The 13,152-nt window shown below is 68.5% G+C and carries 12 protein-coding genes; 5 read left to right on the top strand and 7 right to left on the bottom strand.

Annotated elements, in window-relative coordinates; genetic code table 11:
* Nucleotides 1-36: 36 nt before the first annotated feature.
* Together ACZ6DL_RS10890 and lpdA are read right to left on the bottom strand one after the other, a co-directional pair.
* Nucleotides 37-744 (bottom strand): polysaccharide deacetylase family protein, encoded by a 708-nt coding sequence (locus tag ACZ6DL_RS10890; RefSeq protein WP_466050316.1) that lies wholly within the window; start codon nucleotides 742-744, stop codon nucleotides 37-39.
* A 127-nt stretch (nucleotides 745-871) separates the two neighbouring features.
* Complete coding sequence (lpdA, locus tag ACZ6DL_RS10885; protein WP_466050315.1) at nucleotides 872-2,275, bottom strand: dihydrolipoyl dehydrogenase; 1,404 nt, start codon at nucleotides 2,273-2,275, stop codon at nucleotides 872-874.
* Between the two features lie 131 nt (nucleotides 2,276-2,406).
* Between lpdA and ACZ6DL_RS10880 the strand changes: the two genes are divergently transcribed.
* Together ACZ6DL_RS10880 and ACZ6DL_RS10875 are read left to right on the top strand one after the other, a co-directional pair.
* Nucleotides 2,407-3,474: an AraC family transcriptional regulator gene (locus ACZ6DL_RS10880; RefSeq protein ID WP_466050314.1), complete on the top strand. Its 1,068-nt coding sequence runs from the start codon at nucleotides 2,407-2,409 to the stop codon at nucleotides 3,472-3,474.
* A 241-nt stretch (nucleotides 3,475-3,715) separates the two neighbouring features.
* Nucleotides 3,716-4,738, top strand: a complete 1,023-nt coding sequence (locus ACZ6DL_RS10875; protein WP_466050313.1) for an NADP-dependent oxidoreductase — start codon at nucleotides 3,716-3,718, stop codon at nucleotides 4,736-4,738.
* Nucleotides 4,739-4,788: 50 nt separating this feature from the next.
* Here the strand turns inward: ACZ6DL_RS10875 and ACZ6DL_RS10870 are convergent, their stop codons facing one another.
* Nucleotides 4,789-5,781 carry a dipeptidase gene (locus tag ACZ6DL_RS10870; RefSeq protein ID WP_466050312.1) on the bottom strand — a complete coding sequence of 331 codons (993 nt, stop codon included), beginning with the start codon at nucleotides 5,779-5,781 and terminating at the stop codon, nucleotides 4,789-4,791.
* A 221-nt stretch (nucleotides 5,782-6,002) separates the two neighbouring features.
* Here ACZ6DL_RS10870 and ACZ6DL_RS10865 point away from each other — a divergent pair, with 221 nt between their 5' ends.
* Both ACZ6DL_RS10865 and ACZ6DL_RS10860 read left to right on the top strand, forming a co-directional pair.
* Nucleotides 6,003-6,545, top strand: a complete 543-nt coding sequence (locus ACZ6DL_RS10865) for an AMIN-like domain-containing (lipo)protein (protein ID WP_466050311.1) — start codon at nucleotides 6,003-6,005, stop codon at nucleotides 6,543-6,545.
* A 34-nt stretch (nucleotides 6,546-6,579) separates the two neighbouring features.
* The gene (locus ACZ6DL_RS10860; RefSeq protein WP_466050310.1) at nucleotides 6,580-8,634 is read left to right on the top strand and encodes a prolyl oligopeptidase family serine peptidase; all 2,055 of its coding nucleotides are present in this window, start codon (nucleotides 6,580-6,582) and stop codon (nucleotides 8,632-8,634) included.
* A 169-nt stretch (nucleotides 8,635-8,803) separates the two neighbouring features.
* Here ACZ6DL_RS10860 and ACZ6DL_RS10855 read toward each other — a convergent pair whose 3' ends face one another.
* From ACZ6DL_RS10855 to ACZ6DL_RS10840, 4 genes are all read right to left on the bottom strand, one after another.
* On the bottom strand, nucleotides 8,804-9,661 hold the full coding sequence (locus tag ACZ6DL_RS10855) for an alpha/beta hydrolase family protein (protein ID WP_466050309.1): 858 nt from the start codon (nucleotides 9,659-9,661) through the stop codon (nucleotides 8,804-8,806).
* Nucleotides 9,662-9,710: 49 nt separating this feature from the next.
* Nucleotides 9,711-10,343, bottom strand: coding sequence for a TetR/AcrR family transcriptional regulator (locus ACZ6DL_RS10850; RefSeq protein ID WP_245659782.1), 633 nt, complete (start codon nucleotides 10,341-10,343; stop codon nucleotides 9,711-9,713).
* Between the two features lie 307 nt (nucleotides 10,344-10,650).
* Nucleotides 10,651-11,475, bottom strand: a complete 825-nt coding sequence (locus ACZ6DL_RS10845; RefSeq protein WP_466050308.1) for an HAD-IIA family hydrolase — start codon at nucleotides 11,473-11,475, stop codon at nucleotides 10,651-10,653.
* Between the two features lie 76 nt (nucleotides 11,476-11,551).
* Nucleotides 11,552-11,872: an ArsR/SmtB family transcription factor gene (locus tag ACZ6DL_RS10840; protein ID WP_201298008.1), complete on the bottom strand. Its 321-nt coding sequence runs from the start codon at nucleotides 11,870-11,872 to the stop codon at nucleotides 11,552-11,554.
* 100 nt (nucleotides 11,873-11,972) lie between these two features.
* On the opposite strand from ACZ6DL_RS10840, the gene ACZ6DL_RS10835 reads away from it, so the two are divergent.
* Complete coding sequence (locus ACZ6DL_RS10835) at nucleotides 11,973-13,091, top strand: MFS transporter (RefSeq protein WP_466050307.1); 1,119 nt, start codon at nucleotides 11,973-11,975, stop codon at nucleotides 13,089-13,091.
* The last annotated feature ends 61 nt before the right edge of the window (nucleotides 13,092-13,152 follow it).

Below are 13,152 nucleotides of genomic sequence, written 5' to 3'. Positions count from 1 at the left end.
GATCCACCGGTCGACCGGCTCGGCGCACCGGACGGATCAGCGGGACATCAGGTCGGACACGGTGACGAATTGATAGCCCGCGGCGCGTAATTCGGTGACAATGCGGGGGATGGCGGCGAGCGACGCCTCGGCGTTCCCGTACATGACGTGCAAGAGGATGATCGACCCCGGACGGACCTTGCCGAGCGTCTCGGCGACGATGTCGTCGGCGGTGACGTCCGCCCGGCCCGAATCGGGCTCGACGTCCCACGTCACGGTCACCCGGTCGTGCTCGGCGAGATAATGCGGCAGCATCCACAATTTCTTGCCGTAGGGCGGCCGGAAGGTGATAGGGCCCGCGTAACCGGTCTTCATGATTTCGGCGTCCGTCCCCTCCACCTCGTCCCGCACCGTGCCGGGTGTGACGAACACCATCCGCCGATGCGAATAGGTGTGGTTGCCGATCTCGTGGCCCGCGGCCGCGATCGCCCTGCCGTGCTCCGGACGCGCGGCGAGATCACGCCCGTTCAGGTAGAACGTGGCCGGAACTCGCGCGTCAGCAAGGACTTTCAGAACCTCGGGAGCGCGATCGGACGGCCCGTCGTCCAACGTCAGCGCGACGACTCGCGCGTCGGTGTCCACCCTGCTGACCACGTGACCGGCCAACTGGAAGGTGCGCGCGTTCATCAGGTAGAAGGTGCCCGTCCCCAGCAGCAGCACCACGACGAGCACCGGCACACTTCCGATCAACCACCTGCGAAGCATGCACGCTGTATAGCAGACCGCCCGCGCCCGCGCCGACCTCCAGCGGCCCTACCGAGGCGGAAACCATTGGCCGACAAATGAAAAGGGCGTGCGATCTACGATCGCACGCCCTCTCTCCGCGACCGGATCAGAAGTTGATCATGTGCCCGGCCAGGCCGTGGAAGGCTTCCTGGAGGGCCTCGCTGAGCGTCGGGTGGGTGTGCACGTTCCGGGTCAGCTCGTTGACCGTGAGGTCCCACTTCTGCGCGAGGGTGAGCTCGGGCAGCAGCTCGGAGACGTCCGGACCGATGAGGTGCCCGCCGATCAGCTCGCCGTACTTGGCGTCGGCGATGAGCTTGACGAAACCGGTCGGGTCGCCGAGGCCGTGCGCCTTGCCGTTGGCGGTGAACGGGAAGGTCGCGACCTTCACGTCGTAGCCCTCGTCCCGGGCCTGCTGCTCGGTCAGACCGAAACTGGCGACCTGCGGCTGGCAGAAGGTGGCGCGCGGCATCATCCGGTAGTCGCCGAGGGTGACGGTCTCCGCACCCGCGATCGTCTCGGCCGCGACCACGCCTTGGGCCTCCGCGACGTGCGCGAGTTGCAGCTTGCCGGTGACGTCGCCGATCGCGTAGATGTGCGGCACGTTGGTGCGCATGTAGTCGTCGATCCCGATCGCGCCGCGGTCGGTGACCACCACGCCGGTGGTCTCCAAGCCGTAGCCGTCGACGCGCGGTGCGAAGCCGACGGCCTGCAGCACCTTGTCGACGGTGACGGTCTCGACCGAGCCGGACTTGTTGTCCTTGATCGCGACGGTGACCTTGGCGCCGTCGTCCTCGATGGACTGCACGGCCGCACCGGTGGCGATGGTGATGCCGAGCTTCTTGTACTGCTTGGTGATCTCCTTGGAGACGTCCGCGTCCTCGTTCGGCAGCGCGCGGTCGAGGAACTCGACGATGCGCACGTCGACGCCGTAGTTCTTCAGGACGTAGCCGAACTCCATGCCGATCGCGCCCGCACCCACGATGAGGATCGAGCCGGGCAGGTCACGGGTGAGGATCTGCTCCTCGTAGGTGACCACGTTCGCGCTGAGCTGGGTGCCGGGCAGCAGCTTGGTGACAGTGCCCGCCGCGATGATCGCGTTGTCGAACGTGATCGCCTCGGTGCCGCCCTTGGAGAGCTCGACCGAGAGCGAGTTCGGGCCGGTGAAGGTGCCCTTGCCGTCGAACTCGTCGATCTTGTTCTTCTTCATCAGGAAGTGGACGCCCTTGACCCGGCCGTCGGCGACCTTGCGGCTGCGGTCGAAGGCGACCCCGAAGTCGAAGTTCACCTCGCCGGAGATGCCGAAGGTCTTCGCCTCCTTGGTGAAGATGTGGGCGAGTTCGGCGTTTCGCAGGAGCGCCTTGGACGGGATGCAGCCGACGTTCAGGCACACACCGCCCCAGTATTTCTGCTCGACGATCGCTGTTCGCAGGCCGAGTTGAGCGGCGCGGATCGCGGCGACGTATCCGCCGGGACCAGCACCGAGAACGACGACATCGTAGTGGGAAGTCACGAACCGAGCCTAACTCCGCAGCGGTATGTTCACCCACCCATCCCCCACCCTGGTGAGGCGTGGGCCACACCCGAACGGCGGGCTCCCTCGAGCGGGAAGAACGGGGTGCACCTGTGCGGTTAGCATGCCCCGTGAACAGCGGTGTCGATCCGGTCTCGCAGATGTCTTCCGGCGGCAGCGCGACACCGCCGAACCCGCTGGACGGGACTGCCTCCACCCACCTGACCCGGTTGGTCCGCGACGCCGCCCGAGCCGCCGGAGTCCCCGCCGACCGGCTGGCCGCCGTCCCCGGTACCGACGACGCAGCGCTGGCGAGCGAACTGAACCGGATACCCCTGCACTCTCTGGCGCGGTTGTGGGCCTTGCTGGCCCGGACGAGAACCGGGCCGGGCGCCGGTTTGGCCGTCGCCGCCGCCGCACCGCTCGGCACCCTCAACACCTGGGACTACCTGCTCGCCAATGGTTCGACGCTGGCGGATTCGCTGCGCACGGCACAGCCGTTTCACCGCCTGGTCACCGCGGCCGAGGAGGGCTTCGACCTGACGCACGACCGCGCCCTGACCGTCGGCTTCCGCACCACCGCGCCGGACCCGGAGGCGGTCGCGGTGATCAACGAATACGTGCTCGCCTACTACCTGCGCAGGGCCCGCGAAGCCACCGGTCGCCCCGTCATCCCCGAAGGGGTCGCCTTCAGTCGCCCCGCGCCGCCCGACCACCGCGTCCTCACCGAAGCCTTCGGCACCGACCGCATCGACTTCGGCGCCCCGGTCGACGAGATCACCTTCACCGAGGCCGACGCCACCGCACCGCTGGTCCGCGCCGACCCCCTGCTGGCGGACCTGCTGCGCAGCCACGCCGAATTGGTACTGGCCACCGCCCGACCGATCCCGGGACCACTGGAATCGTTCCGGCTCGCGCTCGCCTCGGCGATCGCCGACGGCGAACCCTCGCTCGGGGCCGTGGCTCGCAGACTGGCGGTGAGCACCCGCACTTTGCAACGCCACCTTGCCGAGCAGAGCACCACGTGGCGCGAGGAATACGACCGCGCCCGCTACGAGCGCGCGCGTGCCTTGCTCGCCGAGGGACGATTGACCACCGCCGCGATCGCGGGGCGGCTCGGGTTCACCGACGACCGCGCATTGCGCAAGGCCTATCGACGGTGGAGCGGCTCGCCGCCCTCTCAGGCCAGACGGCGATAGCGCCCGCATCGAAACCGGCAACCGCGAACCAGTACCAGCCCGTAGTCACGGACACCGGTCGCGGCACTGGGTCCCGCGACAGACCTGCCACGTCGCGCAGCGGTTCGGCGCGCAAGGACCGGTTGGTGGCGGCGCAGGACCTGGGAACGGAAGCGGAGCGCTCATAGCGTCATCGGTACCGGATCGCACCCGTGCGAGTCCCGAAGGAAGTCGCTCCACGGAGCTTCGGAAAGGCACCGTCATGACCGAGACCACCTCGACCCTCCCGATCACCTCGCGTGAGTTCCAACTCGCCGCGCGGCCGGTCGGCGCACCGACCGCCGCGAACTTCGCGCTGGTCGAGCGGCCGGTCCCCGAGCTCTCCGACGGACAGGTCCTGGTGCGCAACACCTGGATGTCGGTGGACCCGTACATGCGCGGACGGATGGACGATCGTCCGTCCTACATTCCCCCGTTCCAAGTGGGCGAGGCGCTGGAGGGGTCGGCTCTCGGCGAGGTGATCGCGTCGGCCGCGCCGAATCTTCCGTTGGGTACGACCGTCACCCATTTCGCCGGGTGGCGCGACTACGCGGTGATCGACGCCGCCACCGCCACACCCGTCGACACCTCGCTGGCCGCACCGCAGCACTACCTCGGCGCGCTCGGCACCACCGGCTTGACCGCGTACGCGGCGCTGACGAACGTGGCGCGGGTCGAGCCGGGCGATACGGTGTTCATCTCCGCGGCGGCGGGCGCGGTCGGCAGTGTCGCGGGGCAGATCGCCGAGACGCTCGGCGCAGCGCGGGTCATCGGGTCGGCGGGCGGCGCGGCCAAGACGGAACTGCTGCTCGACGAGTTCGGCTTCGACGCCGCCGTCGACTACCGGAAAGGCGACCTCGCGGGGCAGTTGGCGGCGGCCGCGCCCGAGGGCATCGACGTGTACCTCGACAGCGTCGGCGGCGAACACCTGCGCGTCGCGGTGGAGGCCATGCGCCCGGGCGGCCGTATCGCGCTGGTCGGTGCGATCAGCGGCTACAACGGCGCCACCGCCGAGCCGGGCCCGGATCTCTACCTCGCCGCGACGAAAGAACTCTCCCTGCGCGGCATGCTGGTCACCAGCTACTTCCCACTCTTCGGCGAATACATCGCCAAGGCCGCCGACTGGCTCGCGAACGGCACCATCCACACCAAGGAAACCGTCTACACCGGCCTGGACCAGGCCCCCGCCGCCTTCCTCGGCGTCCTCTCCGGCGCCAACACCGGCAAAATGCTCGTCCGCCTGTGAAGTTCTCGTAAGTGGCACATGGCGGTGGCGAACGCAAGTAGACCTCTCGGCTATGTGCCACTCGTGGGCTGGGTTCGCCAGACCTGGCGGGCGACGCGGCGGAAGTTCTCGCCGAAGACCGCTGCCCGGTCCGCTGTGGTGAAACCACGACCGGCGAGCACCTCGTCGAGGCCGGGTACGTCGGCGGCCCCGGTCAGATCCTCGGGCGGCACCCATTGCAGCGCGCCCCATGTGGTGTATGCCTCGGAGAAAGCGTCCGGATTGTTCGCCAGTTCGGCGTTGAAGTCCTCGGCGTCGAAGGAATAGTCCGAGCCGATTCCGATGTGCTCGATGCCGACCAGTTCGGCGCCGTACTCGATGTGCCGCGCCATCGCCGCGATCCGCTCGGCGCGTTCGTGGGCGGCGTTGCGGCCCAAGAAGATTCCGACGCCGTTGATTCCGATCACGCCGCCGGTCGCGGCGCAGGCCCGCGCCTGCTCGTCGGTGATGTTGCGCGGATGGTCCCATAGGGCCGCGAAGTTCGAGTGGCTGTAGATCATCGGGACGACGCTCAACTCGGCCACTTCCAGCCCGGTGCGCCGGGAACAATGCGAGCCGTCGGCGAACATGCCGACTTCGTTGAGCGCGTGGACGAGATCGCGGCCGTACCCGGTGAGTCCGGTGTCCTCGGTGTCCAGGCATCCGCAGCCCGCGGCGTTGGCGTGGTTGTAGGTGGGCAGCAACGACCGCACGCCGAGGTCGTAGAACCGCCCGACGTTGTCCAGGTCGCCGCCCAGCGGGCCGGAGTCCTCCAGATCGAACGCGAGCGCGATGGCGCCGGGCGCCCCGATGTCATCGATGCCGCGCACCAGGCGAAACCGGCCGTCCGCCGACGCCTCGCGGCGGAATCGGTCCAGCAACGCCAGAGAGTCCGCGGTCGACTGCCGGGAGTAGCCCACGTTCACCGACAAGTACGATCCGGCCGGGTAGCGCGCGAGGTCGCCGATGCGCGCGGCGGGCGAGAGCGGCAGGCAGCAGTGCTGCTCCCAGAGAAACGGTGGCAACCTCGAACCTCCTGTTCGCATCGGCCTCGCCGGCAGCGATCCTACTTGTCCACGCCGAGCGGGCATCGGCCCCCAGCGAACGGCGAGCCGCCGCTACTCGGCAGCGGTGGACGAGTTATCCCGTTCGCCAACACTTTTCGCCGAAATCGTCGGTAACAGCGCGCTCACCTCGACCGATGCACGTAATACATCAATCCCCGTGCCACGAAGGCGGTGCGACCATGCCTCGCTTGCTTCCCCTTTTCTTCTCCTTCCTGACCGTCGCCGGTCTCTGGATCGCGCCCGCTCCGGCCTCCGCCGACCCGGCGTGTGCGTCCGGTTGGGGTTCGATGCCCAAGACGAGCCAGGCCCGCACGCTCACGCCGCTGACCGGGGTCCGCGCCGGGCGGCACGACTGCTTCGACCGCTTGGTGTTCGACGTCGCCGGGCCCGTGACGGGGTACCACGTCGGCTACGTCGAGCGGGTGACCATGGACGGCTCCGGCGCACCCGTCCCGCTGCGCGGCGAGGCGTACCTGAGCATCACCGTCAACGCCCCCGCCTACGACGACTCGTTCACCCCCACCTACAACCCCGCGAACCGGGCCGAGCTCACCGAGGTGCGGGACTACCGGACTTTCCGTCAGGTGGCCTGGGCCGGCTCTTTCGAAGGCCAGACCACGGTCGGTCTCGGAACACGCGCCCGGCTGCCGTTCCAGACCTACACCCTCGACGGACCGGGTAGCGGATCGCGCATCGTGGTCGACGTAGCGCACTCCTGGTAACTCCGCGCACGGGCGGCTCGTCCACAATGTGGGGATGAGCGGTGTGGAGAATGTGACCGACCCCTACCTCTGGCTGGAAGAAGTGACCGGCGAGCGGCCCCTGGACTGGGCACGCGCGCACAACGCCGTCGTGCACTCCCGGTTCGCCGACTCCGATCGCTTCCGCGAGCTGGAGCGGCGCATCCTCGACATGCTCGACACCGATACGAAGATCGCCTACCCGTCTCGCCGCGGCCCCTGGCTCTACAACTTCTGGCGAGACGCCGAGCACCCGCGCGGCCTCTGGCGGCGCACCACGTTCGCCGAGTACGCCGAGGACTCGCCGGACTGGGACGTGCTGATCGATCTCGACGCACTGGCCGCCGCCGAGGACGAGAACTGGGTGTGGGGCGGAGCCGCGGTACTGCGCCCGGAACAGTCCCGCGCGCTGATCAGCCTGTCGCGCGGCGGCGCGGACGCGAAGGTGGTCCGCGAATTCGACCTCGAGCGGCGGGTGTTCCTCGACCCGGCCGACGGCGGCTTCTTCCTGCCCGAGGCGAAGTCGGAGATCCGCTGGATCGATATCGACTCGGTGTACGTGGGCACCGACTTCGGCCCCGGCTCGCTGACCGATTCGGGGTATCCGCGGATCGCGAAACGCTGGCGGCGCGGCACCGCTCTGGACGAGGCGACCACCGTTTTCGAGGGAGAGACCGGTGATGTCGCGGTCTCGGCGGGCTACGACCGCACACCGGGTTACGAACGGCACTACGTCGGCCGCGCCACCGACTTCTTCAACGAGGAGGTCTATCTGCTCGAGGACGACGGCACCCTGCGGCACCTGGACATCCCCACCGACGCCAGTGAGTCCTGGTACAAGGACTGGCTGCTGGTGCGGCTGAAGTCACCGTGGGAGGTCGGCGGCGCGAGCTACCCCGCAGGCGCGCTGCTGGCCATCGATTTCGAGAAGTTCCTCGGGGGCGAACGGGATTTCGAGGTGATCTTCACCCCGGACGCGCACACCTCGCTGCACGGCTACGGCTGGACCGAGAACCACCTGTTGCTGGTCACGCTCGAGGACGTGCAGACCAAGCTCTACGTACTCACCCCCGGGACGGACGGCTGGCGCCGCGACCCGCTGACCGACACCCCGCCGATGGCCACCACCAGCGTGCTGAATCTCGACCCACTGGAGGGCGGCGACGAGTTCATGCTCAGCACCAGCGGGTTCACTACTCCGGCCACGCTGCTGGCCAGTGCGGTCGGCGGGCGCACCGAGCGGCTCAAGCAGGAGCCCGGATTCTTCGACGCCGCCGGCGTGGAGACCGAGCAGTTCTTCGCCACGTCCGATGACGGCACGCCGGTGCCGTACTTCGTGATCCGTCATCGCGACCGCAAGGACCGGCCCGGCCCGACGGTGATGTCCGGCTACGGCGGTTTCGAAGTGTCGCGCACTCCGGGTTACAGCGGCGCATCGGGGATGGGCTGGCTGGAGCGCGGCGGCACCTGGGTGATGACGAACATCCGCGGCGGCGGCGAGTACGGGCCGCAATGGCACACCTCGGTGCAGAAAGCCAACCGGCACAAGGTGTACGAGGACTTCTCCTCGATCGCGAAAGACCTCGTCGGGCGCGGTATCACCACCGCGGATCAGCTCGGCGCGGTCGGCGGCAGCAACGGCGGACTGCTCATGGGCGTGATGCTGACCCGCTACCCCGAATTGTTCGGCGCGATCGTCTGCCAGGTGCCGCTGCTGGACATGAAGCGCTACCACCTGCTGCTGGCGGGCGCCTCGTGGATGGCCGAGTACGGCGATCCCGACAAGCCGGAGGAATGGGAGTACATCGGCAAGTACTCGCCTTACCAGAACGTGCGCGCCGACCGCGCCTACCCGCCGATCCTGCTCACCACCTCGACCAGGGACGACCGGGTGCATCCCGGCCACGCCCGCAAGATGGCCGCGCTGCTGGAGGAACAGGGCCACGAGTTCTGGTACCACGAGAACATCGAGGGTGGCCACGGCGGCGCCGCCGACAACAAGCAGTCGGCTTTCCAGGCGGCGCTGATCTACGAGTTCTTCACCCAGACGCTGATCGAGCGACGCGCTTGACCAATGGCCGGCCGCAGCGAAGGCGGAGGTACGCCCGATAGACGCCGCGGACGCAGTCCATCCTCAGCCCGCGCATGGCCGCAGCGAAGGCGGAGGTACGCCCAATAGACGCCGCGGACGCAGTCCATCCTCAGCCCGCGCATGGCCGCAGCGAAGGCGGAGGTACGCCTCAGCGGTCGCGCAGCCACTTCTCGATCTGGTCGACAGTGCCGGCGCACTGCCGGATCCAGCCGTTGTGGCCCAGCGGTTCCGGCTGTCGCCAGCGCGTCACCTCGGCGTTGGGCAGTTTCTCCAGCAGATGCTCGGCGGAGCTGGGCGGGGTGAGGTCGTCGCCGGTCATCGTGATGGACAGCACCGGAAGTTTCAGCCGCGCGATGCGCTCTTCGTAGTCGATGTCCGCGCCGACCGGGACGAACCGGCCGGTGCGCGCGAGCCGGGCCCAGTCGGAGATCAGCACTTTGGACTGGCGGCCGAAGCCCATCGACACCCGGTCGCCGGGCCAGAAGCCCGCCAAGTTGGCCGTCAGCGAGATCGCCGCGGTGCCCACCAGCATGCCCGGGCCCGAAAGTCCGCGATAGCCGCGGTAATACGGCGTGCCGGACGCGACCAGGACGAGTCCGCCGAGCCTGCCGCGGACGCGCGCGGCGTACATGACGCCGAGCTGGCCGCCCATGCTGTGGCCGAGCAGGTACGGCGTGCTGTCCGGGAATTGTTCGCGGACCACCTCGAAGATCGCCGGGAAGTCGACCGAGACCAGCTCGTGGTAGCCGAAAGTGCTGGCGGAACTCGGCTTCGGCCTGCTGTCGCCGTTGCCGCGCAGCTCACCGATGGCCACGTCGAACCCGCGCGCCGCCAGGCTCGAGGCGAACAGTTCGTAGTAACCCCCCGGAACACCGAGTCCGGGCACGATCACCAGCACCGGACGCGGCGCGTCCGGGGTGACCGGGTGCCGGTGCGCGCCCCCGGCGGGGATCAACCGCACCGGAACCGTGGTGCCGTCCGGCATCTGGATCGGAACTGTCTGCATCCCCGCACGCTACCGCGCTCGTCGCCGCCGGTCCCGCAGGCCCGGGACGCTATGCGCGGACCGCGCCGATGATCACTCTGCTCAGCACCCGGATCACGTCGTCGAGCGGCGGACGCGGCTCCGCACCGCTCCACGAGTCCACGACGTAGTTGACGGCGCCGATGATGGCGAGCATCCGCATCTCGTAGTCGCCCGCGGGTATCTCGCCGTGCAGCGCCGCGTCTTCGGCGGCGCCGGCCAGCAGCGAACCCCACTCCCGGCGCACCGCGAGACGGAACTTCTCCACCTTCGGGCCCGCGCCGACCACTTCGACCAAGGCGACGCGCGCCTTGCGCGGATCGGATCCGATGGATTCGACGTACGCGCGAACCGCGGCATCGATGACGTCCAGCGACTTCGCGCCGGACTTCGCGTCCAACGCCTTCTTCACGGCATCGCGCGACTCCCGGTCGATCTGCTCGTACAGCTCTAGGAGCAGGGACTCGCGACCGGTGAACTCCTCGTAGAACTGTCGCGAGGACAGGCCGGCGTCCTTACAGATGGCGCCGACCGAACTGTTGGCGTAGCCGTCCCGCGCGAAGACCGTCAGGCCTGACTCCAGAAAACGCGCACGCCGCTGACGCTGCCGGTCCTCCACGGGTTGCCCGGCATACATTCGACCCGTATTCGCATCCTGTGACATTGGGGCAGACAATACAGAAGGGCCCGAACTCATCGTCATCGATCGGGCCCTTCGTTACAACCCGCGGCCTACATCGCGTTAGCCGAAAGTTGGCTGAGCAGTTGCTACCTCATTGATCGGTCGCCGAGCCGAAGCCCGGCGACCATAGTAGTTTGCGCACAAGCACGCTCATCAGCGAATCGAGCATCCGGCAACTCCGATCTGTCCGTGAGACATTCCTTGTCACTGGCCATTTGCCGGAACAGACGATACCTAGCAGCGTCGCGTTTGCGGGCAATTTTAGAGGGAAACTGTAGAATTTTTTGTTTCATTCCGATTCGTCGGTTACGGCGAGTTCGCCCGACTCCGCCGACCCCGCCAGTAATTTCGGCAGCGCGGCCACGGAATCGATGACGTGATCGGGCGCGCGCTCGGCCGACGCCAGTACGCCGGGACGGAATTTACCGGTGCGTACCAGAACCCCGGTCAACCCGGCGTCCTGCGCCGCGAGTACATCCGAATACAGATCGTCACCGATCATCAGGACCTCCGAAGGGTCCAGCCGCATCAGCGCGGCGGCGGTCCGGAAACCGGCCGCGGCGGGCTTGCCGACCACCTCGATGCGCGCATTGCCCGCCGCCTCCAGGCCGGGCAGGTAGGCGCCCGCGTCGACGCGGAGCCCTTCCGCTGTCGCCCAGGTCAATCCGCTGTGCATGGCGACGACGGGCACACCGTCCAGCATCAGTTCCACCACCCGGCTCAGCGCGGCGTGATCGAATTCCGGTCCCGCTCCGCCGATCACGACCACGTCCGGATGATCGTCGTCGAGCGTCAGACCGGTGAGATCCGCCGTGATGTCGCCGTGGTTGAGCACCCAGACGGCGGCTTCGGGGTAGCGTCCGCGCACGAACTCGGCGGTCAGCCTTGCGGCGGTGACGATCTCGGCCTGCTCGACCTCGATACCGGTGTCGCACAGGCGCTGCGCGATCTCGGCGCAAGTGCGCGAGGTGGTGTTGGTCAGGAAAGCGCGGCGCAGCCCACTCTCACCGATCCGGCGCACCGCGGCGGCGGCGCCCTCGATCTCTCGCCAGGAGGTCACCAGGACGCCGTCGATGTCGTAGAGCACGCCTCGGATCCGACCGCGGTCAGGCATGGGTTCAGCGTACGACCGGCCCGCCCGCCGGGCACACGGACTCAGGGTGATCCACGCCGAAGGCGCCGCGGCCGGTTCAGCGCTGGGCGCCGGTGATGACCGCGTCCAGCAGGCCCGGGAAGCGCTGCTCCAGATCGTCGCGCCGTAATTCGACCAGCCGGTTGCGGCCGGAGACGAAGGTCGTCGTAATGCCCGCGTCCCGCAGCACCTTCCAGTGGTGCGAGGCGGTCGCCGCCGTGATCTCCACGTCGAACTCCCGGACATTGCAGCTCAGCGGTTCGCGCTCGCCGGCGAGCGCGCGCACCAGTTCGAGCCGGACCGGGTCGGCGAGGGCGCTGAGCACCCGGACCAGGTCGATGTCGGCGGTACTCGGCTGCGGCAGCGGGCGCATCTCCATTCTCCGATCATTTGACAACAATCGAATCATATCCCACCCTCATCCTATGATGCTTCGACAATCATCTAACAATCTGTATCGATCGCTCCTACCGCTCGCCGTGGGCACTTTCGTGCTCGGCACCGACGGCTTCGTGCTCAGCGGACTGCTCCCGCTGATCGCCGCCGACCTGCACGTCTCTGTGTCCACCGCGGGCCAGCTGACCACGATGTTCGCCTGGACCTACGCCATCGCCTCTCCCCTGATCGCCGCCGCGACCGGCTCCTGGGATCGCCGACGGCTACTCGGCGGCGGCGCCGCGCTTTTCGTGCTCGGCATGATCGGGCAGGCCGCCGCGGAGAGCTTCGGTGTCATGGCGGCGGCGCGTGTGGTTGCGGCCATCGGAGCGGCGGCCTTCCAGGCCAACGCGTTCGCCGTCGCGGGCGTCGTCGCCGATGACGCCCATAGAGGACGGGCGCTGTCGATCGTGACCGCGGGCATCACGCTGTCCAGCGTCGCGGGCGTGCCGATCGGCATCTTCGCCGAGCGCTGGATCGGCTGGCGCGGTGTGCTGTGGGGAATCGCGGTCGGCGGAGCCGTCGCGGCGGCGCTGGTCCTCCTGCTGCCCCGGGTGACGCTGCCGAGCACCGGCCTGCGCGACCGGATCGGCGTGCTGACCCGTCCGGCGGTGCTGCGCGTGCTGATCGTGACGACCACACAGATCACCGCCGTCTACACCACCATCGTCTACCTGCCGGTGGTGGTCGCGACCTCGGTGCCGCAGAGCATGCTCGCCTGGTTGCTGCTGGCGATGGGCATCGGCCAGGTGATCGGCAACGCGCAGGCCGGGCGCGCGGTCGACCGGTACGGCCCGCAGCGCACGCTGACGGTGGGGCTGCTCGGCGCACTGGCGGGTCTGGCCCTGCTCGGCGTGGCCGTCCATGCCGCTTGGGCGGTGTTCGTCGTGCTCGCCGTCACCGGGTTGTTCGGTGCGGCGATCCTGGTACCGCAGCAGCATCGCCTGTTCGGCATCGCCCACGACGCGCCCACCGTCGCCCTCGGCCTGAACGGATCGGCCATCTACCTCGGCGCGGGCATCGGGTCCATCGTCGGTGCGACCGTGCTGGATTCCTCCGGTAGCCAGTGGTTGCCGTGGACATCCGCGCTCATCGCGTGCCTGGCGCTCGTCCTCGCGCTCCGGAAGGCTCGGCCCGCCGTCCGAACTCCGGTTCCCGCATAGCCCTGTCCAGCAGCGATGCGACCACGACTCGCGCCGCCGGTGAGTCGATCCGCTCCACTCC

The sequence above is a fragment of the Nocardia sp. NPDC041819 genome (genome assembly GCF_055590505.1).
Note: the sequence above shows the minus strand (reverse complement) of the source record. Positions and strands in the feature narration are given on the sequence as shown.

Excerpts from the sequence above, each read along its gene's own strand:
- ACZ6DL_RS10890 (WP_466050316.1), bottom strand. The coding sequence starts at position 744 with ATGCTTCGCAGGTGGTTGATCGGAAGTGTGCCGGTGCTCGTCGTGGTG.
- ACZ6DL_RS10875 (WP_466050313.1), top strand. The coding sequence starts at position 3,716 with ATGACCGAGACCACCTCGACCCTCCCGATCACCTCGCGTGAGTTCCAA.
- ACZ6DL_RS10865 (WP_466050311.1), top strand. The coding sequence starts at position 6,003 with ATGCCTCGCTTGCTTCCCCTTTTCTTCTCCTTCCTGACCGTCGCCGGT.
- ACZ6DL_RS10860 (WP_466050310.1), top strand. The coding sequence starts at position 6,580 with ATGAGCGGTGTGGAGAATGTGACCGACCCCTACCTCTGGCTGGAAGAA.
- ACZ6DL_RS10855 (WP_466050309.1), bottom strand. The coding sequence starts at position 9,661 with ATGCAGACAGTTCCGATCCAGATGCCGGACGGCACCACGGTTCCGGTG.
- ACZ6DL_RS10850 (WP_245659782.1), bottom strand. The coding sequence starts at position 10,343 with ATGTCACAGGATGCGAATACGGGTCGAATGTATGCCGGGCAACCCGTG.
- ACZ6DL_RS10845 (WP_466050308.1), bottom strand. The coding sequence starts at position 11,475 with ATGCCTGACCGCGGTCGGATCCGAGGCGTGCTCTACGACATCGACGGC.
- ACZ6DL_RS10840 (WP_201298008.1), bottom strand. The coding sequence starts at position 11,872 with ATGGAGATGCGCCCGCTGCCGCAGCCGAGTACCGCCGACATCGACCTG.